Annotated in this window: 29 protein-coding genes and 2 tRNA genes; 16 read left to right on the top strand and 15 right to left on the bottom strand. The window is 60.3% G+C overall.

What is annotated here, in order from left to right:
• The first annotated feature begins 115 nt into the window (after positions 1-115).
• The 3 genes from DY201_RS20325 to DY201_RS20315 all read left to right on the top strand — a co-directional run bounded on the left by DY201_RS20325 (position 116) and on the right by DY201_RS20315 (position 3,423).
• The gene (locus DY201_RS20325) at positions 116-1,273 is read left to right on the top strand and encodes a transporter substrate-binding domain-containing protein (protein ID WP_115732773.1); all 1,158 of its coding nucleotides are present in this window, start codon (positions 116-118) and stop codon (positions 1,271-1,273) included.
• Between the two features lie 171 nt (positions 1,274-1,444).
• A complete protein-coding gene (locus tag DY201_RS20320) occupies positions 1,445-2,095 on the top strand; it encodes an ANTAR domain-containing response regulator (RefSeq protein WP_115732772.1) in 651 nt (216 codons plus the stop codon).
• A 662-nt stretch (positions 2,096-2,757) separates the two neighbouring features.
• Positions 2,758-3,423: a helix-turn-helix domain-containing protein gene (locus tag DY201_RS20315; RefSeq protein WP_115732771.1), complete on the top strand. Its 666-nt coding sequence runs from the start codon at positions 2,758-2,760 to the stop codon at positions 3,421-3,423.
• Between the two features lie 633 nt (positions 3,424-4,056).
• Here DY201_RS20315 and DY201_RS20310 read toward each other — a convergent pair.
• Positions 4,057-4,133, bottom strand: a tRNA-Pro gene (locus DY201_RS20310).
• 159 nt (positions 4,134-4,292) lie between these two features.
• On the opposite strand from DY201_RS20310, the gene DY201_RS20305 reads away from it, so the two are divergent.
• From DY201_RS20305 to DY201_RS20295, 4 genes are all read left to right on the top strand, one after another.
• Positions 4,293-4,598 carry an ETC complex I subunit gene (locus DY201_RS20305; protein ID WP_115732770.1) on the top strand — a complete coding sequence of 102 codons (306 nt, stop codon included), beginning with the start codon at positions 4,293-4,295 and terminating at the stop codon, positions 4,596-4,598.
• A gap of 38 nt (positions 4,599-4,636) precedes the next feature.
• A tRNA-Arg gene (locus DY201_RS20300) sits at positions 4,637-4,713 on the top strand.
• Between the two features lie 130 nt (positions 4,714-4,843).
• Positions 4,844-4,978 (top strand): hypothetical protein, encoded by a 135-nt coding sequence (locus DY201_RS29700; RefSeq protein WP_280959932.1) that lies wholly within the window; start codon positions 4,844-4,846, stop codon positions 4,976-4,978.
• A gap of 125 nt (positions 4,979-5,103) precedes the next feature.
• Entirely contained in the window at positions 5,104-5,781 is a 678-nt protein-coding gene (locus DY201_RS20295; protein WP_115732769.1) for an outer membrane protein, read from the top strand.
• A gap of 122 nt (positions 5,782-5,903) precedes the next feature.
• Here the strand turns inward: DY201_RS20295 and DY201_RS29290 are convergent, their stop codons facing one another.
• Positions 5,904-6,134 carry a hypothetical protein gene (locus tag DY201_RS29290; RefSeq protein WP_165915783.1) on the bottom strand — a complete coding sequence of 77 codons (231 nt, stop codon included), beginning with the start codon at positions 6,132-6,134 and terminating at the stop codon, positions 5,904-5,906.
• 97 nt (positions 6,135-6,231) lie between these two features.
• Between DY201_RS29290 and DY201_RS20290 the strand changes: the two genes are divergently transcribed.
• Positions 6,232-7,185: a sensor histidine kinase gene (locus DY201_RS20290; RefSeq protein WP_115732768.1), complete on the top strand. Its 954-nt coding sequence runs from the start codon at positions 6,232-6,234 to the stop codon at positions 7,183-7,185.
• Between the two features lie 1,493 nt (positions 7,186-8,678).
• Here DY201_RS20290 and DY201_RS20275 read toward each other — a convergent pair.
• From DY201_RS20275 to DY201_RS20260, 4 genes are all read right to left on the bottom strand, one after another.
• Positions 8,679-8,864 (bottom strand): hypothetical protein, encoded by a 186-nt coding sequence (locus tag DY201_RS20275; RefSeq protein ID WP_115732767.1) that lies wholly within the window; start codon positions 8,862-8,864, stop codon positions 8,679-8,681.
• Between the two features lie 98 nt (positions 8,865-8,962).
• The gene (locus DY201_RS20270) at positions 8,963-9,655 is read right to left on the bottom strand and encodes an outer membrane protein (protein ID WP_115732766.1); all 693 of its coding nucleotides are present in this window, start codon (positions 9,653-9,655) and stop codon (positions 8,963-8,965) included.
• A gap of 251 nt (positions 9,656-9,906) precedes the next feature.
• Positions 9,907-10,140, bottom strand: a complete 234-nt coding sequence (locus DY201_RS20265; RefSeq protein ID WP_245432052.1) for a hypothetical protein — start codon at positions 10,138-10,140, stop codon at positions 9,907-9,909.
• 38 nt (positions 10,141-10,178) lie between these two features.
• Positions 10,179-10,937, bottom strand: a complete 759-nt coding sequence (locus DY201_RS20260; RefSeq protein ID WP_115732764.1) for an SOS response-associated peptidase — start codon at positions 10,935-10,937, stop codon at positions 10,179-10,181.
• Positions 10,938-11,018: 81 nt separating this feature from the next.
• On the opposite strand from DY201_RS20260, the gene DY201_RS20255 reads away from it, so the two are divergent.
• A complete protein-coding gene (locus DY201_RS20255; protein ID WP_115732763.1) occupies positions 11,019-11,225 on the top strand; it encodes a hypothetical protein in 207 nt (68 codons plus the stop codon).
• Between the two features lie 73 nt (positions 11,226-11,298).
• Here the strand turns inward: DY201_RS20255 and DY201_RS28785 are convergent, their stop codons facing one another.
• Complete coding sequence (locus DY201_RS28785; protein ID WP_131922196.1) at positions 11,299-11,628, bottom strand: hypothetical protein; 330 nt, start codon at positions 11,626-11,628, stop codon at positions 11,299-11,301.
• A gap of 332 nt (positions 11,629-11,960) precedes the next feature.
• Entirely contained in the window at positions 11,961-12,194 is a 234-nt protein-coding gene (locus DY201_RS20240) for a hypothetical protein (protein ID WP_115733896.1), read from the bottom strand.
• 253 nt (positions 12,195-12,447) lie between these two features.
• On the opposite strand from DY201_RS20240, the gene DY201_RS20235 reads away from it, so the two are divergent.
• The gene (locus DY201_RS20235; RefSeq protein ID WP_115732760.1) at positions 12,448-12,705 is read left to right on the top strand and encodes a hypothetical protein; all 258 of its coding nucleotides are present in this window, start codon (positions 12,448-12,450) and stop codon (positions 12,703-12,705) included.
• Positions 12,706-13,219: 514 nt separating this feature from the next.
• Positions 13,220-13,384, top strand: a complete 165-nt coding sequence (locus tag DY201_RS29135) for a hypothetical protein (RefSeq protein ID WP_165915782.1) — start codon at positions 13,220-13,222, stop codon at positions 13,382-13,384.
• A gap of 196 nt (positions 13,385-13,580) precedes the next feature.
• On the opposite strand, the gene DY201_RS20230 is transcribed toward DY201_RS29135, so the two are convergent.
• The 3 genes from DY201_RS20230 to DY201_RS20220 all read right to left on the bottom strand — a co-directional run bounded on the left by DY201_RS20230 (position 13,581) and on the right by DY201_RS20220 (position 15,716).
• Positions 13,581-14,270: an outer membrane protein gene (locus DY201_RS20230; protein WP_115732759.1), complete on the bottom strand. Its 690-nt coding sequence runs from the start codon at positions 14,268-14,270 to the stop codon at positions 13,581-13,583.
• A 451-nt stretch (positions 14,271-14,721) separates the two neighbouring features.
• On the bottom strand, positions 14,722-15,018 hold the full coding sequence (locus tag DY201_RS20225; protein WP_115732758.1) for a PRC-barrel domain-containing protein: 297 nt from the start codon (positions 15,016-15,018) through the stop codon (positions 14,722-14,724).
• A 197-nt stretch (positions 15,019-15,215) separates the two neighbouring features.
• Positions 15,216-15,716 (bottom strand): YciE/YciF ferroxidase family protein, encoded by a 501-nt coding sequence (locus DY201_RS20220; RefSeq protein ID WP_115732757.1) that lies wholly within the window; start codon positions 15,714-15,716, stop codon positions 15,216-15,218.
• 225 nt (positions 15,717-15,941) lie between these two features.
• Here DY201_RS20220 and DY201_RS20215 point away from each other — a divergent pair, with 225 nt between their 5' ends.
• The gene (locus tag DY201_RS20215; RefSeq protein ID WP_115732756.1) at positions 15,942-16,196 is read left to right on the top strand and encodes a DUF1344 domain-containing protein; all 255 of its coding nucleotides are present in this window, start codon (positions 15,942-15,944) and stop codon (positions 16,194-16,196) included.
• A 318-nt stretch (positions 16,197-16,514) separates the two neighbouring features.
• Here the strand turns inward: DY201_RS20215 and DY201_RS20210 are convergent, their stop codons facing one another.
• Complete coding sequence (locus DY201_RS20210; protein WP_115732755.1) at positions 16,515-16,919, bottom strand: response regulator; 405 nt, start codon at positions 16,917-16,919, stop codon at positions 16,515-16,517.
• Between the two features lie 57 nt (positions 16,920-16,976).
• Positions 16,977-18,026, bottom strand: coding sequence for a sensor histidine kinase (locus DY201_RS20205; protein WP_115732754.1), 1,050 nt, complete (start codon positions 18,024-18,026; stop codon positions 16,977-16,979).
• A gap of 587 nt (positions 18,027-18,613) precedes the next feature.
• On the opposite strand from DY201_RS20205, the gene DY201_RS20200 reads away from it, so the two are divergent.
• The 4 genes from DY201_RS20200 (at position 18,614) to DY201_RS20185 (ending at position 20,196) form a co-directional block, all read left to right on the top strand.
• Positions 18,614-18,823, top strand: coding sequence for a cold-shock protein (locus tag DY201_RS20200; RefSeq protein WP_067966826.1), 210 nt, complete (start codon positions 18,614-18,616; stop codon positions 18,821-18,823).
• Between the two features lie 136 nt (positions 18,824-18,959).
• Entirely contained in the window at positions 18,960-19,211 is a 252-nt protein-coding gene (locus DY201_RS29555) for a hypothetical protein (RefSeq protein WP_115732753.1), read from the top strand.
• Positions 19,212-19,301: 90 nt separating this feature from the next.
• On the top strand, positions 19,302-19,577 hold the full coding sequence (locus DY201_RS29550) for a hypothetical protein (protein WP_245432051.1): 276 nt from the start codon (positions 19,302-19,304) through the stop codon (positions 19,575-19,577).
• A gap of 436 nt (positions 19,578-20,013) precedes the next feature.
• A complete protein-coding gene (locus DY201_RS20185) occupies positions 20,014-20,196 on the top strand; it encodes a hypothetical protein (RefSeq protein ID WP_115732751.1) in 183 nt (60 codons plus the stop codon).
• 425 nt (positions 20,197-20,621) lie between these two features.
• On the opposite strand, the gene DY201_RS20175 is transcribed toward DY201_RS20185, so the two are convergent.
• A complete protein-coding gene (locus tag DY201_RS20175; protein WP_115732749.1) occupies positions 20,622-20,903 on the bottom strand; it encodes a hypothetical protein in 282 nt (93 codons plus the stop codon).
• A gap of 13 nt (positions 20,904-20,916) precedes the next feature.
• Positions 20,917-21,099 carry a DUF3606 domain-containing protein gene (locus DY201_RS20170; protein WP_115732748.1) on the bottom strand — a complete coding sequence of 61 codons (183 nt, stop codon included), beginning with the start codon at positions 21,097-21,099 and terminating at the stop codon, positions 20,917-20,919.
• Positions 21,100-21,325 lie beyond the last annotated feature (226 nt).

Below are 21,325 nucleotides of genomic sequence, written 5' to 3'. Positions count from 1 at the left end.
GTAAGGACAGCGATGTCCCGATCAGTCGAGCAAAGGCGCTTGCTGCGGTTACCCGCGCTGGGCGCTTTTTTTGTGTCGAGTTCGCGGATGAACAATCTGACGGAGTTGGCAATCGATGGCGACAAGAACCGAGGAGCCGATGAAGGTCGGCGTGTTGTTCTCCCAGACCGGCGTCACTTCGGTGATGGAACGCAGCATGCTGAATGCGACGCTGTTTGCCATCCACGAGGTCAATGAAGCAGGCGGCATCGACGGCCGTGAGCTTGTTGCCGTCCATTACGATCCGGGCTGCGATGCGGTCGCCTATCACCACCTCGCCAACCGCCTGCTTGTCGAGGACGGCGTCCGGATCATCTTCGGCTGCTACATGTCGAGCACGCGCAAGGCGGTGCTGAAGGCGGTCGAGCACCGCAACGGGCTGCTCTGCTATCCCGCGCAATATGAGGGCTTCGAATATTCGCGCAACGCCATCTATTGCGGTGCCGCCCCCAACCAGAACAGCGTCCAGCTCGGCGAGCATCTGCTCAACCATGTAGGCCAGCGCTTCTACATGGTCGGCTCCGACTACATCTGGCCGCGCGAGTCCGACCGCATCATGAACGAGATGCTTGTCAAGCATGGCGGCGAGGTGGCCGGCCGCGGCTATCTCAAGCTCGACGCCAGGCGCTCGGCCTACAAGCCGCTGGTAGCCGACATCAAGCGCAAGCAGCCTGATGTGATCTTCTGCAATTTCGTCGGCGAAAGCATCGTCCATTTCTACCAGGCCTTCGCCGAAGCCGGCCTCGATGCCAGGGCGATGCCGATCGCCAGCCTGACCACCAGCGAAACCGACATCCAGGCGATGGGCATCGACGTCGGCGCCGGCCACATCACCTCGGCCAGCTATTTCCAGTCGGTCGGCGGGCTGACGAACGAACGCTGCGTCGAGCGCTACAAGAAGAGGTTCGGCAGCGATGCGGTGACCAACATGTGCTGGGAGGCGGCCTATTTCCAGGTCCATGTCGTGGCCAATGCGCTGCGCAAGACAGGCACCGACGATGTCGAGACGCTCAGGCCGGCCATTCTCGGTTCGGAATTCGACGCACCGCAAGGGCGCATCCGCATCGACCCCGACAATGCCCACACCCATGTCTGGCCGCGGGTGGCGCGGGCGCGCGAGGACGGCCAGTTCGAGATCCTGTCGAGATCGGCAACGGCCATCCGCCCCGATCCCTATCTCGCCAGCTACAATCCCGAGGAATGGGGGGAGCGCCTGGCCATGCATTCTTTATGACCCCGTGGCGGAGGCACGGGACTGCAGCGATACGACCCGTGCTGGGAGGCACGTGACTTCAGCGATATGACCCTGTGCCGAGGGGCATGGGGACAAGAAACCGCCCGACATCAGGGCAAACGACACCAAAGGCAGGCGTTGTTACCGACGACATTGCCGTAATGAGGACCAATGGTATCACGTAGCCCCAACGTGGCGCCGCATGACGGATCAGCGCCGATCCAGATCAAGGACATACGCTCGCTGCGTGTGCTTTTGCTGCAGCCCAAGAGCAGCGAGGGCGAGGAGCTTTGGCAGCACCTCAACCGCATCGGCTGCCAGGTCCAGACCAACTGGCCGCCGCCGGCGGAAATTCCTGCCAATATCGACGTGGTGTTCGCCTTCATCCGCCCGCTCGTCGAAGGCGGCATCACCTGGAACTGGAACGCCGACGACCCGCCGGCGGTGCTGATCGCCATCGTCGACTATGAGAACCCGATCATCGTCGAGAAGGTTTTGCGGCTCAGGGCGCAGGCGGTGATCGGCCTGCCGCTCAGGACTTTCGGAATCCTCGCCAACATCCTTTTGAGCGTCAACAACCACCGCCGCGAAGAGCGGCTGCGCATCCGCGTCGAGCGGCTCTCCGCCAAGCTCAAGGCGCATCGCGACATCGACAAGGCCAAGGAGATCCTGATGGCCACCAACAAGGTGTCGGAACAGGTCGCCTACGAGACCTTGCGCGAGCAGGCGATGAACAAGCGCACCACCATCGAGGCGATCGCGCTTGCCATCATCAACGCCAGCGACGCACTCAAGCTGCCGGTGAAGGAGGCCGTTGCCTAGGCATCTCCGGGAGAGGGGCCGATGCGCTGTGCGGTCGCTCCCGGTCGGCCTGATATGCCGGCCGCCCGGGCCTGTGGCGCATCGAATGCCGGCGCGCCGCCGTCGTGCCGCGCTTGAGGCGTTTCGCCATTCGGCCCGAGCCCGCGTGGCCCGTGACGCAAGCATTGCCTGCGCGCCGGAGCACCCTCGACTTGTCCGCCCCGAGTCCCAGAGATCCACCCCGGGACGCCCCCAGACTCCCCCCGGGATGCCCCCCGGATGCCCCCCGGATTCCCATTGACATGACCGCCTAAATCCCTGACGCTTCACCCCATCGCGCCCGCACCGATGCGGGCCGATGGCAGAGCAAAAAAGCTCCCGCGGGTCACCCCGCCGGGAGCTTTTTGCGTTCTGGATGCAAGCAGGCGGGCCGCCTTGGGCCGTCGCGGAGGTCCGCAGACCACTGACGTCGCGCCGACGTGCAAACGGGTGCCGGAATTGGGGGCGGAGTTCGGGTCGGGCCGTCGCGACCGGCCGCCGTTGCGACGGGGCGGCAGACGCTGGCGACAGATGCCGGTGACAGACACCGGTGACAGATGCCGGTGAAGGATGCCGGCGAAAGATGCCGGCAACAGGGGGGGCCGACGAGGCCAGCGACATGGTCATTTCAGGAGGTGGCGCGCATGACAATTTCAGGCCTCGACTTTGGCGGAGGCGACATGGCCGACGCAGCTCTGGCATTGAGCCAGGACCCGCACGCGCTGCGCGGTGCTGCCGGCAACCGGCTCGAAATGGCGATCGGCCGCGAGGTCAGGGCCTGCCGGCGCAGGCATGGCATGACCATCATCGAGCTGGCGCGGGCCGCCGGCCTGTCGCTCGGCATGATGTCGAAGATCGAAAACGGCATCATCTCGGCGTCGCTGACCACGCTGCACCAGCTGTCGCGCGCCCTGGCCGTGCCGCTGAGCGTTTTGCTGAAACCGTCCGAGGAACTGCGCGACGCCAGGTTCGTGAAGGCCGGTTTGCCAACCGAGCGCTGCGGCACGCGCCCCGGTCATCGCCCGCTCGGCTATGTCGTCCCCGATGCCGCAGGTGTGTCGGTCGAGCCCTGTCTCGTCACCCTGACCGACGACGCCGACCGCCCCGCCTTGAGACAGCATGCCGGCATGACATTCATCTATCTGCTGGAAGGCGAGATGGTCTGGCGCCACGGCATGGAACTTTACCGCATGGCCCCTGATGACAGCCTGTTCTTCGACGCCGCCGGCCCGCACGGCCCCGACCAGTTGCTGAAGCTGCCGGTCCGATACCTCTCGGTCGCGTCATGCCGGCCGGCCAGAAAGGGCTGAGCGATGGCCGGGCGCATTCCGTTGCGCACGATGCGCCTGCGCAAGGCTTTGGCGCGAGGATGAGGGACCTGGGGCGGGTGGAAGATGCAGGCGTTCTGAACCGTCAGTACGCTGCCGCCAGGTCACGGCATGGATCCTCGGGTCGAGCCCGAGGATGACGAAGCGGGAGGGGCCGCGCCCGGCAATCATCACCAAGACGCGCCCATCCCTTCGTCATCCTAGGGCGGAGCAGGAGCGCAGCTCCGTCGCGGAGACCCTGGGATCCATGCCGTGACTTTGCGGCAGCGTGCAGACGGTTCAGAACACCTGCACCTTCTTCCACCCGTCTCACGCCCTCACGGCATGGATCCTCGGGGCAGGCCTCTGGGATGACGAATTGGAGAGTGCGCGCTCGGCGACGAAGTGGAGAGGCAGTGCTCGGCATTCATCATCACCAAGCCCGCGGGACACTCCCGCACCACCCGCTGGAAGGCAGGGAAAGGCTGAGCGATGGCCGATGTCGGCCGTTTCAACACGCGCGGTTCGCCTGCGCATGGCCGTGGCGTGATGCGCAAGGGCCGTTGCCATCGCACGCCAGATGCCATGGGCGGACAGATCGATGTCTTGGGAAAAAAGCTGTCGCGGGGAGAAAAATGGTCGGAGTGGAGAGATTCGAACTCCCGACCCTCTGGTCCCAAACCAGATGCGCTACCAGACTGCGCTACACTCCGAAATCACATTTCGACGCCGTGCCTAGTGGCTTCCGCTCGACATGGCAAGGGCAAAAAAGCGGAAACCGGCTTTCGCCTTGCAGCAATGGCGATTGCGAAGTAAATGACGGGCGCATCTGGATGTCCGCGCTCGCTGCGGACTCACGAATGAGGGAATTAATGTCCGCGCGAATTTTCAGCCCTGCCAAGACCGCCATGCAGTCGGGCAAAGCCAAGACCGGGCACTGGGTGCTCGAATTCGACGCCGAGAAGCCGAAGAAGATCGACCCGCTGATGGGCTACACCAGCTCCGGCGACATGAAGAGCCAGATCAGGCTGACCTTCGAGACCCGCGAAGAGGCTGTCGCCTACGCCGAAAAAGAAGGCCTCGCCTTCCGCGTGCAGGAGCCGAAGGAAGCCAAGCGCCGGCAGATTTCCTACTCCGACAATTTCCGTTATGACCGCAGGACGCCCTGGACGCACTGACGTCCCAAGGCACGATCACGCCGGCCCGGCCGGCCAGCGGTCCCGTAGCTCAGCTGGATAGAGCACCGGCCTTCTAAGCCGATGGTCACAGGTTCGAATCCTGTCGGGATCGCCAATATTTTCAAGGTGTTAGCCTGTCAAATAGACCGTCAAAAGGCAAGGATTCCTGCCGGTTTAGATGGCGTTTACCGAAAATATTCGTCATGGCTTCTTCTCCATGCGGAGAATGACGGCATCGGTCGACTGTGCGGTTTTCGACGCTAGACGCCAAGATCGATGGCGTCAGCGGCACGCTCAACTGGATCGCCAAGCTGGTCATCAGCGGCATCATCCTGGCCATCGTCGCCTTCATGAAGGGCGGAGGCTTCAAGCTGCCGTAACGATGCCCGGCATGTGGTGTTTCGGCAACGCTTCATAGGTGAATTCAGGGAAGGTCTATGAATTCCTCGACCGCGTGTTACGTTCTACTGGGGGATAATTTTGGAGAACGGGTGCGAAGAAGTTTTTGCTGACGAACGTTTTCTTGCTTGGCCTATCAGGCATTGCTTCCGCAGCCGATGCGGTCGTGCTCGAGCCAACCCCCGAAATTTTGCCGGCGGGTTTTGTGTGGACAGGCGGATACGTCGGTCTTCAGGCAGGATATGGTTGGGGCGATGGCGACGTGTCGGCGAATGTCGGCGGGCCATCTGCACCTGCAGACATTGATGGCTGGTTGGGCGGCGTTTATGCCGGCTACAATCATCAACTGGCCAACAACATTGTGGTCGGCATAGATGCCGATATTGCGTGGTCAGGCATCGATGGCTTCGGCCAAGGATTGACCCTCGGCGTTCCAGTGCCTGGCGCGGGCGTAGACTACGAGTTGAATTGGACGGGCGCTGCACGAGCCAAGCTCGGATATGCTGTTGATCGGTTCTTGCCGTACATTGCAGGTGGCGTGGCGGTTGCTGGAGCTGACGCAACCGTCTTCGTCGGCGGGTCGCCGGCTGTGGAATACAGTGACACCCTTGTAGGATGGACGGTGGGTGTAGGTGTGGAATATGCCTTCACCGATAGCCTAGTTGGTCGGGCTGAGTACAGGTACACGGATTATGGTGACCTGGACTTCAGCGAGCTGGGCGGGAGTGGAAGCTTCAGCTTTAAGACGAACGATGTTCGTGTCGGGTTGGCATACAAGTTTTAAACTATGATGTTTTGTTTCTAACCCCGGCTGCGGCCGGGGTTTTTGTTTGGCTGTATGCTAGCGCCCCGCTGCCGAAAGGTGGCGGGGACTTTTTTTGTTTTGATGGGAACAGCATCACAACTCTATCCGTTGGCCTTCAAAGGATTACGGTTATGTCCGAAGGACCAGCTGATGCCACTAAGATTGAATACCTCATCATCCGGCGCCTGATGAAAGAAGGCAATGTCACCGAGGAACAGGCGCGACAGCTTATCGCCTATCTCGGACACGATTGGTCGTCCCTGATAAGGGAAGCGAGATTCGTGGCGAAGAAGCGTTAGCTGCCCCTCATGGGCGGCAGCCAGCGCGATCACGATGGGGGGCACCGCCCGCCCGGAACGACACCTTCACACCGTCGCCGCTTAAGTTTATCGACTGTAGCAATTTGGAATTTCGCGCCGGGGCTAATTGATGGAACGACTTCTTTTTTTCCTTCCCGAGAAGCCGCAACCGCTTTGGGTACGTTACGCCACAACTACTGCCTTGATGGCGTTCTGCATTGCGGTGCATATCGAACTTCAAAGTCAAACAGGCTTTGTTGGTTTCTTCTTCCTTCTGCTTGGCATTTTTGCTGCGGGTCTCTTGTTCGATCGCGGGTCGGCTCTGTACGCGACCGCGCTTGGTACCGCGTTTGCCTATCTCGTCATCAGTCAAATGGCTCCCTTTCCCGATTATGTGGCCCCCTGTGTGTTGTTCGCCGCGACCGGCGCTGTCATCGGGCTCATTGCGGAGAGTTTGCGGACAGAGATGGAAAAGGTGGTGCGGGCCGAAAAGGCCAAGGGCCTTCTTCTTATGGAGCTCGCTCATCGGACCAAGAACAACCTGGCGATGATATCCGCGATAATGCGCCTTCAGTCGAAGGACACCAGCGTGAACGCGTCAGAAGCGCTCAGTGATATGGCAGAGCGCATTCAGGTGATGGCGCAAGTGTACGACCATCTCACGATACGCTCAGATAGAAAGGTCGTGGACGCGAGGCACTACCTTGCGGACATCTGCCAGGGGCTCAGCGCGTCGATCAGTGGAACAAGCCCGGTTGCTATCAAAGCCGACGCTGACGAACTTTATATTCATAGCGAACAGGCTGTGCCCATTGCGATCATCGTCAACGAACTCGTGACCAACAGCCTCAAATATGCTTTTCCAGACGGACGCGCCGGTCTTATCGAAGTTGCGCTACGCGTCAACGATGACGTAGTCCTGTCCGTAACCGACAATGGCGTGGGCCTACACGAGGAGCGGCCTGGAGGGGTTGGCTCCCGCGTCTTGTCGCTGTTGACGCAGCAACTGGGCGGGACAATAAAGCGCGAAAATCTAGAGGTTGGCTGCCGCGTGACGCTGCTGATGCCAAAGCCGTCTGTCTAGGCGCAAGACGTCTGCAGAGGCCGCACCAAGCCTTACTCAAGCGTTCCCCAACGACTGTGCCATCTTCATCGAGCATCGGCACCGGCAGATAGCCGCCCTTTTCCAGCCATTCGTCACTCGCAGTTGAGGACAAGATTCGAACACGCCGGTAAAGCGGCTTAGTGCGCGGTACTCCTCTAAAAAAGAGAGACTGCCAAAGCCTTAGAACTCCGCTATCGCAAGATTTGGCACGACGCCCTTTTGCTCAAATTATCCGGTTCGCCCCCCCCGCTGCCGTTAGGTTGGGGCTCTTTCGCGCTTTGCAGGCTTGAACAGGAGCTCCCGCTGCAAGGAACCAAATGGGCAAGCACGCCGTTGTCCTATCAGTAATTTGGGGAGGATTTGATGGACCGTAGCGTGCACGAAGCGCGATGGATTCTTGCGCCAATATTTGGACTTTGTTTCGGACTTGTCACGTTCGGCATCTTTTTAACTTAACTGGAGGATTGAATCATGGCCGATGGCCCAACTGTTGTGAATTCGGGTGGTAGTGGCGGTGGATGGGCTGTTGGCATTATTGCCATCATTGTCCTGCTCGCGGTCGGCTTCTTTGTCCTGACCCAAGGAAACTGGGGTGGTAGCAGAGATATCGACGTGAAGATCGAAGCGCCTTCCGCTCCTGCTGCCCCCGCAGCCCCGACAACTGCAGCACCGGAACCTGCCGCGCCGGCACCTGCCGCGCCGGCACCTGCCGCTCCAGCACCTGCTCCGTCAGCTCCAGCTGCACCTGCTCCGGCAGCCCCCGCGCAGTAACGGCGAGGCGTTCCGGGGAACCTATTGAGGCTAGCAGAGTTGAAGTCGTGAGCATGATCCCCCCTCAGATCATGCTCACACAAGGCCTGTTGGATGGTGCCCCATCCGGCAGGCCTTTTCTCTAGCAGTTCCTGACAAAAGGGCTGCTTACGGGCAGGACCTCAGCGAAGTCCGTCTCTGCGCTCGTCACCTCGCCTTAGATATGTCCCCTATTTTGATGGCTTCACCCTCTTTCCTGCGGCACCCCTTTTTCCCCCAGTTTCCTTTTTCGGTGTCGCCGTCTGAAGATGCTTGGAGGCTTCGGTCCCTTTTTTTGAGAGCGAGTCCTTGCCGCCTGCTTTAGTCGTGGCCATTGCAGTGCTCCGGTTTAGCTAGAGGTTGCGGCGTTGGAACGTTGCCCCCCACCGCAAGTTCCAACGGACAGCGGTTTTTGTCTCGGTGCATCCGGCCAGTCTCGAGGAACCGAAACCCATTTATCGAATTAATAGGATACCCGGTTCGAGGCGGGAACGTGGTCATCCTTTCAACCACGTATGAGGGATAAGGGCCTGCCGCAGCAAAGCGGCAGGCCCTTGTCTATTTGGGAACCATTCAGCCGCTGCGGAATTGTCGTGCCTGGAGCCTGCCCGCCGCCTCACCGGTACGCTCCGAAGCAGGGCCGGCCGCTTCTCCTCCAACCAAGAGCGGCAGGTCCTCTTTCCTTAAGGGCTGAGGATTGCCGTAACCGTTGCATGCCGAAGCTTCACTTCGCCCTTCAGCTGCGAGACGATGACGCGCAGAGCCGGCTGGACAGGCACCGCGGCTTTGATGCCGGCGCCGATCGGCGTGGCGAAATGACTTGTGTGCAGGAACTCGAGCGCTTGCCAGAGTTTTGTCCCCCCGCGCACCAGGCACCGCTGGGATAGCCCGCCCCGGGAAAATTGTGTCGCCTCAAACAGAAACCCCGGCTGGAGCCGGGGTCAAAGGGCACGGATCAGGTCAAGCGTCAAAACTTGTATGACAACCCGACACGCACAGCATGGAACTGCGGGTCATGATCATAGGTAAAGCCTGGGAAAGCGACCGACGACAAATTGGAAACGCTCCCGAAGTCAGTATACCGATATTCCAAGCGAGTGGTGATGTTGTCTGTTACAGCATATTCAATGCCCGCGCCGGCAGTCCAACCGACTTTCGTCTCGTCAAATGATTCAAACGTCGTGCCAGCGCTGACGTAGGTATATTCGAGGTTGGCAAAGGCGGCACCCACAGTGCCATACACCAGCAGGCGTTCCATCGGAACGAAACCAAGTCGGCCACGAATGGACGCCTGCCAGTTCATGTCAAAATCAGTGCCATTGTCATTGTCCAGGCGATAGCCGCCATCGACAGCGGCGAACTCGAAATCGCCCTCGATACCGTAGACCACCTGTCCTGACTGCCAGTTGTAACCGGCATGGACACCCCCAATGAAGCCATCGCTGTCGAGGTCCTCATCAAAACCGGTGGCGACGCCGCCGATGAATTCTTCCGTGTGGTCTCTTCCCCACTGCCAACCGGCCTGAATGCCGACATAGCCGCCCGTCCAGACAAAGCCCGCCGGTAGGATAGGAGCTGCCTCTTCAACCACGACATCTGCTGCGCGAGCAGATCCGGCGAAAGCCACAAGAAAGCTAGTCGCAACAAGGAAGTTTTTCATCTAGGCAGCCCTTCCAGTTAAGAGTTGCCGGGAGGATTACGCAGCGGAACTAATTTAGCAAACGTAATTTACTTCCGCAGCTGACCTTTGGCGCCCTCCAGTTGCCATTCTGCAACTTATTTGCCCCCACAGGCTAAGACGGGATCAAATTCTGCGCCGAGTAAACCTTTGCATGCCAGGCCAAGCCTCTGAAGTGCGAAGTGACGGCCGCGGCTAATTGCGAGTATGCCCCGCAACGGGTCGCCTGTGCTCTAATCCATATCTGGAACTTGGCCAGCCTGATACAAAATGGTCGGCTCCCCATATTCGCCAATTGCCGGATTAGCTTCCCGGCTCCAGGCGATCACGCCCGCATGCTCGCTCTCGATCATCTTGGCCAGGCGCTTGGCCGCATCCTCGCTCTGCATCTGGCGTGGATCGAATGCGGGCTTCAGGTCGCCTTTGTCGTCACGATTGAACGCGGCGACAACGATCAGCTTCGGCATCTTCTGCTGTGGGACGACGTTACCGGTGTTTGACATCGCTACAGCAGTGACGCCTGAGTTGCGGCGATCTGCGTTGCCGGAAGATCCACGACAGTTAGCAGGTCGTCAGGCAGTGGACGCTGCAGCCTGCTCGCCTCTGACCACGGCGCGGTCATCCACGTTTCAATCTCTTCCGGTGTCGTCAGGATGACGGGCATTGCCTTTTCGTGGATCGGGGCAACAACACCGTTCGGGCTGGTCGTCAGGAAGGCGTAGACCTCCCAATCGAGCACGCCGTCCCGAATAGTGCGCGCGCCGCGCCATGGCGTCCATAGCCCGGCAAAAACAGCAAGCGGCTTGTTCTCGTTGAGCCCAAACCAGAAATTGCGATGCCGGCCGGTGAGGGGGTCTTTGTCACCTTCGGTCGGGCTGGGCTCGGCGAAGCTTGTGAACGGCACCACGCATCTGCTCTCGACGCCGAGATGGGGAGCCCAGTGCTTGCTGTCGGTCCGTCGGATGTTGGTAACGCCCTTGTCGGGTTCCTTTTCCAGCAACGCCTTGAAATCGACCGTCTGACCTTTCGCCTCGAGTTTTGCAGCGCGCGCCTTGGCCGCCTGGAATTGCACGTTGGAAGCCGTAGGCATGCCCCAGTTGAGCATGGCCAACTGCCGGCGCCCTTCGAAGTTGCGCACCACCGGGCCGTTGCGGCCGGGGTAGACGTCGATCGACGGTTCAAGGTTGCCGGCGATGTCGTCGAGCACCTTCGTCAGCGCGCGCAGTTCATCTTGCGACGATGAGAAATTGTAGAGGTTGCACATGGCCGGAGACTGCCGCGAGGCAGTAGCGGCGTCAATTGGGGCGGTGGTTTGCAACTGCCAACCGGCGCGCTAGGCCGGGGCATGAACGTCACCTATGATTCTGCAGCCGGCACCTTCACGATGGCAAATGGTGCCTGGACAAACACCTATCCAATCTCGGACCTGCCGCAGTGGCTCGCATTTTACAGGAACCAGCAGGAGCTGTTTCCGCGTTATGCAGCGTCCTATCAAGGGTCAGTCGACGGCCTCGAAAAGCTGGCCGCGGAGCTTCGTTCCGACATGATGTGAATTGACTCCCTAAGGAGTTTGTTCCTATTTCGTTCTCATGCCGCAGCCGAGCCGAACCATACCCTTTCCGCTATCAAAGCTGAACGATGCCCGCGATCTGGTCGAGGTTCGGTGCGCCTATTGCAGGCGAGCTCACGTCTATTATCCGACGGACCTGATTCAGCTGTTCGGCGACGTCGACGTCGATTCTCTTTCCAGCCGGATGAAGTGTGAAAGCGTCCCTGGAGGCCATGGGTTCCTTAAGGTCGAGCGCGTTTTCTCGGGCTCCAGGGAGATGGTGGGCAAGAAGATCCGTCGGCTTGTCGCCATCAGGGTCCGGCGCATACCGGTGTGGCGGGAGGAATAGCGCGGTGGCTAGGTCAAAGCGAGCTGAGAAACTGACCGAGAGCGAGATCGAGGCCATTGTCCTCGCTGCGATCCCTTTGCGCAAAGCGATCCAGCAGTGCTTCATCAGCCTGAGGCCGTTCAACGAGACCTATTCGCTTCTGAATGACCACGTTAACAGTCTGGACGCGGTACTGGGGAAGATCACTGGCCGATCCATTGACTACCGCGGGCGCGATCTTGGGCTGCTGCCTCGTCGTGATGTTTGAGCCACGGCTTATCCACACCAAGGGCGCTTGACCCTCGGGCTAGGGCTATTTGCCGGTTCCCCGCGTAGTGTTGCCTCGCGGTACCGATCGCTGCGAGTGTTGCTTTGCGGCAATGATGGCGCTCGAAAATGCCTGCCTCTGTTCAGGCGCTATCTGGATCGCCGCTTCCATTGTGATCAAGCACACCAAAATCCTGCGACTTCGCTCCGGCGCTTGCCTCGATGAAGCCTTCTGCGGCCAATCCTCGGCGCAGCAACTCGCGTACTGCGGAAGCCCGGCTAGGCATTCTTCGTTGGAAGCGAAAGTCCTCGACGGCCGCCAGTTCCTCTGCATTGAGCATAATCTGCAGGCGTTCGCCCCTCTCAAGCTCAGGCATCGACACCACCATCTTTCGGCATGAATGTGCTGAATGAGTAAGTGGCTAAAATATCGTTCTTGGCACAAACGTAGTCAAGACTGCCATGGTCTAGATCGGCGCATCATTTTCATTTGGCGTCCAACCCTAATTCTGGCCTCACCACCCATTTGCCGAATTCTACTAACTATATGATTTCGTTAATTTATTTATGGATTTCCCTTGCCATTAGCACGTCCGCCAGCGATAATCGGGCCTCAAAAGGAGATATCCAATGCGCCAGCTATCCCGAGATTTGATGAACAGCATATCGGCGGCCGTCGCAGCCGCCAGATCCTCGAGCCCAATCAACGTGGTTGAGATCGCGCAGACCGTTCAGAGCGAGAATCCGCAGGAGAATGTGGCCTTCGAGGATATCTTGAGTTACGTCCTCGATGTCGCGCAGTGCACCGGAGAGCCGCTGGTGTTCGAGCGGCAGCACAGCACCTCTGAAGGGGCCTACATGAACGGTGCTGGTTTGTTCGACAGCTAGCCTCCCGCCGCTTGAGCGGACTTGTAACCAGCCTGATGTCTAGAGCATCGAGCCAGTTACGCCACTGCTACGGCCTGCCCGAACTCACAGCGAAGGCCTGCCGGAGGGCGACCTCGGCAGGCCTCGCTGCATGGAGCGCCTGACGGTTCGGGTCGTTGCCTGGCGCTCCGCCAAAACAACGCATTCAAACGAAATGTCGTTCCCGCCATGAGCTATCCGGTGCGGTAAAGCCGACTGGACGGCCAAGGCCGCAAAGCCGGAACGGCATCAACAAGGCGTCTGTCCGGTTGTCGAACTGGTGCGGGCGATCATCCGGAGATGCTGCCTGACCAGCAACTGCGCAGGTCGCGGCTGCGCAGCCTCGTGGCAGCGGCACGGAAGCCGGCCGCGTGCCGCATCTTGCATTTCACCCGATGCCGGCGGAATAGTCCGGCCATGGCAGAACCCGTAACCAGCACCAGCCCGATCATGACCGGGCGCCATCGGGGCGCACCGGCAGTGACCGGAGGCAAGCGTGCACCACAAACGAAAGAAGCCCAGGAACGCCAGGGCCGGCTGCCTGATGTGCAAGCCGCACAAGGCCAATGGCGCCTGTCCGCGCCACCTCGACATGCGCATCGGCAACCGTCGCCGCTACGAGGCGGGAAGCGCTGAGCTCCGCTGCGAGGCTGCCCGCTGACAGCGGGCGTCGACCGGACGCAAAAGCCCCGCTGCCTCGAGGTGGCGGGGCTATCTTGCGTTTGGACAAGCAAAAACCCCGGCACAAGGCTGGGGTTTGCAACGTCGGACGGCTTGAGCTCGGGATTTGGACTCGAGCTCAAACGTTAGACTCGGGTTCAGAATTTGGACCTTGAGCTCGGAATTTATGCTTGGGCTCAGAATTTGTAGGCCAGGCCGACCCTGACATCGCTGGTCTTGAAGCCGAAGCGGCCGGTGGCGCCGCCCAGGCCGCTGAAGTCGAGATCGCCATAGTCGGTGTATCGATACTCGGCCCGGGCGAGGAGTGTGTCGGTGAAGGCATATTCCACGCCGACGCCAAGCGTCCATCCGACAAGGGTGTCGCTGAATTCCTGAAATGGCGTGCCATTGCCGAGAAGCGTAGCATCGGCGCCGGCAAAGGCCACGCCGCCGGCGATGTAGGGCAGGAACCGGTCTACGGCATATCCGAGCCTGGCACGCACAGCGCCCGTCCAGTTCAGCTCGTAGTCGATCCCGGCCCCTGGAACTGGAAAGCCGAGGACGCTTAGCTGGCCGATGCCATCGATGCCGGACCATGCAATGTCGGCGTCGATGCCGAGCACGACATCGTTGGCCAGCTGGTGATTGTATCCGGCATAGAAACCACCCGACCAGCCATCGATTTCGGCCGGTGCCGCCGCCGGCACATCTGACGACAGGTCGCCGTCACCCCAGCCATAACCCGCCTGAAGGCCGACATACCCGCCGGTCCAGACAAACCCTGCCGGCAAGATTTCGGGGCTTGGTTCAAGCACGACCGCATCGGCAGCCGAAGCAATGCCCGACAGTCCGAGCAGGAACAAGTTTATGAGCAGTAGCTTATTCACCGAAGTCTCCGAATTTTATTCCGGAAGACTTTAGCATGTAGCCGCAAAGTTCATATTGCCGATGTGTGTTTTCGGGAGTTCACCTGCCGAAGTTGCCGGAATACAACATGTCGGCATCTCTGCCGAATGGTGAATTCGGTTCCTGATCTTTCCAATGCTTGTTTTGGCATCGTTGCCGCAACGCCCGCGAAACCCTGGGCGCGATCAATCGTAGGTCGAAATGGGGGCGCAGGTCGAAATGGGGGCGCTCGATGCCTGAGCTGGCAGGCTTCCGGGCAGTCGGCCTCGCAGGCCCCCGACGTTGCAGGCCCCCAGACTTGGCGGGCCCCAGACTTGGCAGGCCCCAGACTTGGCAGGCCCCAGACTTGGCAGGCCGCTCCGACTAGCATGCCCCGACTGGCAGGCCTCGGCAGTGGCGCGGCCCCGTCGCCGCGCCACTGAAGCGCCAGATCTAGTCGAGGTGCTCCGGCATGTCTTTCAACTGGTCCTTCGTCCACGATGTCACCGCGTGGACGTCGCCATCCTCGTCGCGCATGAACTCGAGCTGGCCAACAGGCACCGCGACCGGTTTCGCGCCGATGCCGAGGAAGCCGCCGACATCGATGATGACCTGGGCCGTGCTGCCCGATCCGTGGACATGGGACACCGAACCGATGTCCTCATCATCAGGGCCGTAGATGGTGGCGTCTGCAAGCAGGTCGGGCGTGAGTTCGGCTTCGGTGAGGCGGACGTGATTGTTGTGGTCCATGATTGATCTCCTCTGGGGGTAGGGTGGATGGAGGGGGGCGAAACCGTCCGTTCGGCGATCCGTTCCGGCAGCCGCCTAGGGGCAGCAATCGTGATCGCGATGTCGCGGCGTTGCCGGGTTCGCAGATCGCCGCGCGGGGCAGGGCTTGTGCCCCACAGGTCGGCCTGTGCGGCAGACCTGTGGGGCCGCGCGGTCGATCATGCAGCCAAGGCCTGGCGGTTGGCCTTGCTGTCGGCCAGGGCCGTCAGATCCTTGTCGGTGGTCTCTTCCTCGGCCAGGGTGGCGGCGAAAAGCTCGGCCGCCTCCGGCATCTTCATGATTTCAGCCCAGCGGCGCAGCGTGCCGTAGCGGGTGATTTCATAATGTTCGACCGCCTGGGCAGCCGAGATCAGGCCGGCATCGCCGGCAGCCGTACCCTTGAAGTCCGCGAGAATTTCCTCGCCCTCTTCAAGAATGCCGTCGATGGCGGGGCAGGTCTTGCCCTTGGCCGGCTTGTCCATCAGTGCGAAGACCTGCTGCAGGCGCTCGACATGGCCTTCGGTCTGGTCGCGGTGTTTCTCGAACGCCGCCTTCAATTCCATGGAACTGGCGCCGCGGGCCATCTTGGGCAGCGCCTTCAGGATTTTGCGCTCCGCATAGTAGATGTCGCGAAGGGTGTCGTGGAAGAGGTCTTCAAGGCCCTTTTCTTTGGTCGGCATGGTTGGCTCCTTTGGTTGAGATCCCTCGGGGCCAGAACGACTGATGGCGCTTACAGTTCCAGAGGATTGAGGAGATCCGGACATCGCCGCCGCTGCTGCATCGGCAACAGCGTGCGAGCGTGCGCGCCAGTTATCTCGGCCAGGCATGGCAACCATAGAGGCGCGAGAAGGTTGAGTGAGTGGCCTGGAGGCAAACACGCCAGAAAGGTCAGGAGAAATCAAAAAATGAAAAAGCTCATTCTGGCGCTCGGCGCCACGCTGTTCCTTGCCGGCACGGCTTTCGCAGGAACTGCTGAAGGCGTGATCAAGGAATACAACAAGGAGACCAAGGTCATCATGCTGGAGGACGGCAAGAGCTTCACGGTCGGCGCCGACGTTGCCGTTCCCGCTGAGCTTGCGGTCGGCAAGAAGGTGGTGGTCACCATGGACGGCGACGACATCACCAAGGTCACCCAGGTGACGCTGTCGCCTCCGATGTGATCTGGTTCTCCAGCATGTAATCTGGTTCTCCAGATCGAGCCCCGCTGCCTTGAGGTGGCGGGGCTTTTTTATTTCATGGCAGGGCGCTGCCGGCCTGATCCCCGGGGGCTCATCAACAGGCGTTCGTCAGGTCGAGGCGCTTCGGGCTCGGCTCCGATCAGGGGCGAGCGGGGTATGGCGCTCAGGCGTCCATCATCATCAACGAGCCGGTCTGTATTCGCCGATCCCGAGCAGCCGCAAGCCGGCGGCGAAGCGGAACAAGAAGTGCGTGACGGCCGGGGTGCTGCGGCGCCTGTCGCAAGGGAAAACGCACGCGAACTATTTCCCCATTGCCCCGCTGTCGAAGTCCAGCTTGTCGCTTGAAAGCAGGAGGGCCATTGCCTCGGTGATGGTGAGATCGTCGTAGGGCTTCGAAAAGAAGCGACTGCCTCCGGGTAGCATGCTCTCCTCGATGATGGCAGCACCTGAGGCGACGATCAGCTTCACAGGCGGCCATCGATCGCGGATGTAGTGGGACAGTTTGATACCGTCCATCGTCCCCGGCATCTGCACATCGGTGAACACGAGATCGATGTCATCTCGCAGTTCGAGGATGCGGATCGCTTCGTCGGCGTTGCCAGCCTCCAGCGCTTCGTAGCCCGCCGACAGGACAAGATCGACTGCGCTCATTCGTATGATTGGACTGTCTTCCACGATCAGGACGACCGGTTTGCCGCTCATCATTGTTCACTCGATGTATGAGGTGCTGCAGCACTGCAGTCTGTTGGAGCAGATTTGTTTCTACGCCGCTGAAGAAAGGTCGGTCCGCAGGCCCGCGGTTTCCCGATGGCTGATTGTGACCACCGTACCTGGGGCCGCGTCGCTCACAGTAACTTCGCCGTTCAGGTTCTTCACGAGCGCTTCCACGACGCCAGTCCCGAGCCCCGCCTTGGGCGCATCGTCCCCCACGGGAATGCCGATCCCGTTGTCGGCAATGGAAAGCGTCCAGTCCTTGCCCGACGATCGATGCTCGATCACGATCGTCCCGGTTCGCTCGCCGGGAAAGGCATGCTTGAGGGCATTGATCACGAGTTCGGTTACGATGAGCCCCATGCTTATGGATACGTCCGCATCCACGGTGCTGTCATCGACCTTCACCTGGATTGACGGCCTCTCGGCGTCTGCGATCATCGATGCGCCAAGACTTTGACAAAGCTGCGTGAAATAGCCACGGAGCTCAACGCTGCCGCCAGCGGATGTGGAAAGCTGTCGTTGCAGCGCTGCGATTGACATGATGCGATGACGGGCGTCGTGGAGATGTCCACGAACCTCCTCCGACTGGACACGACGTGCACTCTGCATCAGGACGCTGGCGAAAATCTGCAGACTGTTGGCGACCCTATGTTGGACCTTCTGCAGCAGGATGGCCTTGTCGCGAACCAGATTATCCTTCAGTCGAGCCTGGGCGCGCATGTCGGTCACATCGGTTATGGCGAGAAGCAGGCGAATATGGTGGAGGTCGCCGTCGTCGAGCGTTCGTGCGTTGACAACCAACTGCCGCGTCATCAGGTCTGGTCGCTTCAGGTCGATCTCGTAGGCATCGATGCTCGCACTGCCGGTCGCGGTCGCCGTCAACAGTGAAACGAGCTTGGGCATCGCCCACTCCCCGTTTCCAAGTTCGCCGAGGAGCTTGCCTGCGACTGACGCGGGGTCGATCTCGAATGCCCGGCAGAACGACGCGCTTGCCGCAATAATTCTGAGAGTGTCAGACAGGAAAAGCAGCGGTTCGTTGGAAGACATCACCACGGCAAGTGTGCTTGCCGCTTCACAATGCTCTGTCGGATGTGGCATGGAGAGGCCCTCAAGGGCCGGAGACTTACGAAGCAAGTCATGACTCGGCAGTTGCGTCGAAAGGCTGATTGGCCAGGTCCGACACGAGTATTGTACCACGGTTGATGCGCGGGCCTTGCATCGATTGTTCCAACTTGACCGCAATGCCGGCAACTCGATCTCGGCCCTGGCGGAATGGGTGGAAGACGGACCCCGTCGGGCGTGCAACTGCTGCGCGTCGCCGCGCGGTACGGCTCCCGGCGTGCGGCCGATGGTCAGCCTGGCTGTTAGGCAGGCTTGCGGCACGCGCCCTGCGCGAGATCGGCAGGGCAATGGATGGTATCCTCTGGCTTCGGACACATTACACCAAGGCTTTCACCTTCCGGCTGCTCTGTACAATCTTAGGTAGAATCCGCTGAATTCCAAAAGCTGGAGTTGACAACGCGACAGGGCTGCCCTACATGTCCATCATCGATATTTGCTTGCTGAGCTTTGGTTACCGCGCGTTTGGCACCGCGCCCTGAACGAACCTTTTCTTTCAAAAATCGCTATCACCATCCGCAGCGCTTCGGCGTTGTGGTCCACTTTTTGCTATGAAAGGGTTCATCATGACCACTGGCACCGTTAAATGGTTTAATTCCACCAAAGGCTTCGGCTTCATCCAGCCCGACAATGGCGGCGCGGATGCGTTCGTTCACATCTCTGCCGTCGAGCGCGCCGGAATGCGCGAACTCGTCGAGGGCCAGAAGATCGGCTTCGAGATGGAGCGCGACAACAAGTCCGGCAAGATGTCTGCCTGCAATCTGCAGGCCGCCTAAGCCATACAGTATCTGTCTCTCCGTTGACCACGGATGTACTGGCACTGTGAGAGCATGATAACGATCAAGGTCAGGCAGTCCGCCTGACCTTTTTTATTGCCGCGCACCCTATGCGGCCTCCCAATCGGAAAACCCATTGTTTCAGACACACAGCAAATCTCGCCAGCAGGCCGAGATTGCCTTCAGCCGTGCGCAATCGCAATTCTTCGCACGCAACAGCCCCGTCGCTGCGGTGGACGTGCTCGTTCGCTCGCGCGCGGAAAAGACGCTCCGGCTTCGTCAAGCGCGGCTTGCAAAGGAACTGCACGATCATGCAGGGGCGACCGCGATCGCTCCTGGCCCAGCGATCCGAGACCAACGGACGGCAGCTGTTACGAGACAGGTCTGACGCGGACGCCCTGTCATCCGCGCGCCATCAGGCGGCTGCTCAAACCCAGGGTGAACATTGTCCAGGGGCAAGCCACCCAAAGGAACCTCGATGTCAGAAGAAACAAATGAAATCAACGCGATCAACACTGCCTGGCAAATAGCGATTCAGGAGGTCCTGCGCATGGTCATCCGTGACATGTATCGCGCGGACGGGGAGGTTGCCTTCATGGCGCATATCAAGCGCATCGAAGAGGCGGCTGTCGACAGCATCTACACCGACCTGAGGCTGCGCGGCACGGACGACTGGACGAATATGCTGGTCAAGGAAAAGGCGAGCAATTTCGTGACCACCTTGCTCACATCGTTCACATTCGACCGGGCCTGATCTGGCGACCGGGCCTGATCTGGCGACCGGGCCTGATCTGGCGACCGGGCCTGATCTGGCGACCGGGCTTGATCTGGCTGCGACGACCCCAACCGTCGGGCGTGGGACAGCGAGGTTTGTCGCGAGGCCCACCGATATCAGTGCCTGAGCGTTTCTTTCCGCGCAGTGCGAGAAAACCCTCCGGCAGGCCTTCGCCCAGGGAACTTATCGGGACGACAGGCGTTGTAGTCGCGAGCATGGCCTCCCCCCTCCGGTCATGCTCACACCAGGCCTGCCGGATGTGCCCCATCCGGCAGGCCTTTTCCATGGAACCTGTGATGATCTCGGCGATTGAGCTTACGAGCGGGCGCTTGTCCGTTGTGCAGGCTGCCGATGACGTGGCGCCTGCTTTCTTCGCCAGCCAACAGGGCCGCACCTCCCCGACAGGCAGAATTCAATGAAGACCACCAGCAATAACCTGAGTGACGCTGAAGCCATCCGTGACGACCTCAGGCTGCTCAGGAAACGGATCGCCGATCTGCATGATCGCAGAAGTTTCGACGACGTCGACATTCTATTGTCGGTGGCGGAATCGCATGCCGACCAGCGCCTGGCTACCCTGCGTCGTACCGGCGGATAGGGTGAGGTTGGCTTGCCGCAGCTTGCACCAACGCCTCTATGAGGGCGTCGGGATAGGCCTTGTCGGGGCATAGTTCGGCGATCAAGCCTCGTGCCAGCGCATGAAGCTCGGACCGGTCGGTCGGCAAAGGGGTTATGCGGCGCAACGCGCCCAGGGCTATTTCGAAATCCATTGCCGAGATGTTCGAGGGGCTGTTCATAGCTTCCTCCCGTAAGTGGGGCGGAAGCCTGATCTTCGCTCGCAGCCGACGATGCCCGTTCCAGTTATCGTCGATGTCTCGACTATACACCCTCATAACGGGAACAGCCACAGCTGCGCGGTTGCATCCGGAAATTGAGCAGCTTTGCCGTCGTCTTCGTCAGCGACTATCTTTGACGGTATTTGAGGGGGGCTGACGTGCCAATGTGCGCGCATAAAGAGCATCGCTATCGCCGCCGCTTGGGCGCAAAGCGCATGCGGAAATTCCGTCGGGCTTCATCGTCATGAATCGTCTGGCACTGGTCCGCGGCGACCAGATTGGCCTCGGGCACGATGCGATCGAAGGCCTCTTCCATGCTGCGGATGCGATAGTGACGGTGGCCGTTGTCGCTGGGCAGTATCGTCTTGACGGTGAAGCTGTTGGGCGTGCCCAACGGCACGCCGGCACGGGACCTGAGACTGACCGTCTCGTCGACGCTGAATGCGGCGGGCTGGCTCTGTTCAGGCATCTGTCCTGACCATCTACCCGCGCGGGCGCTGCGTGATGATGGCGTCAAGTTTGCGGCGCGATGGGCCATAGCGCCTGATCATCGCCGCGGCTTCGCCGCGCATCAGATCATATTTGCGCGCAAATTCCTCGATCTCATACTCCTGCCTCGAGACGAGCTTGCGGTCCTCAGCGGTTTTCTTCGGATCATCCGGCATGTCGGCCTCCTGTATAAGAGCCTGTATGAGAGAGTGATGAAACGCGCATGCGGGCGAATCGATCCCTCGGCCGGCAGCTATGTGTGCTAGCCAAGCGGCCCTACCGGAAGATCGGGCCGCCAGCATCTCACCCTCGGCATCTAGCCCCTCGGCATTTCAAGGTTTTGCCGCCGCGTCGTAGTCAAGACAGCGGCGGCTCACCGGTTCAGACTATGGGGGCCAGACT

Origin of the sequence: Aminobacter aminovorans (assembly GCF_900445235.1) — a bacterium.
GTDB lineage: Bacteria > Pseudomonadota > Alphaproteobacteria > Rhizobiales > Rhizobiaceae > Aminobacter > Aminobacter aminovorans.
This window is presented reverse-complemented; position numbering and strand designations above follow the sequence as displayed.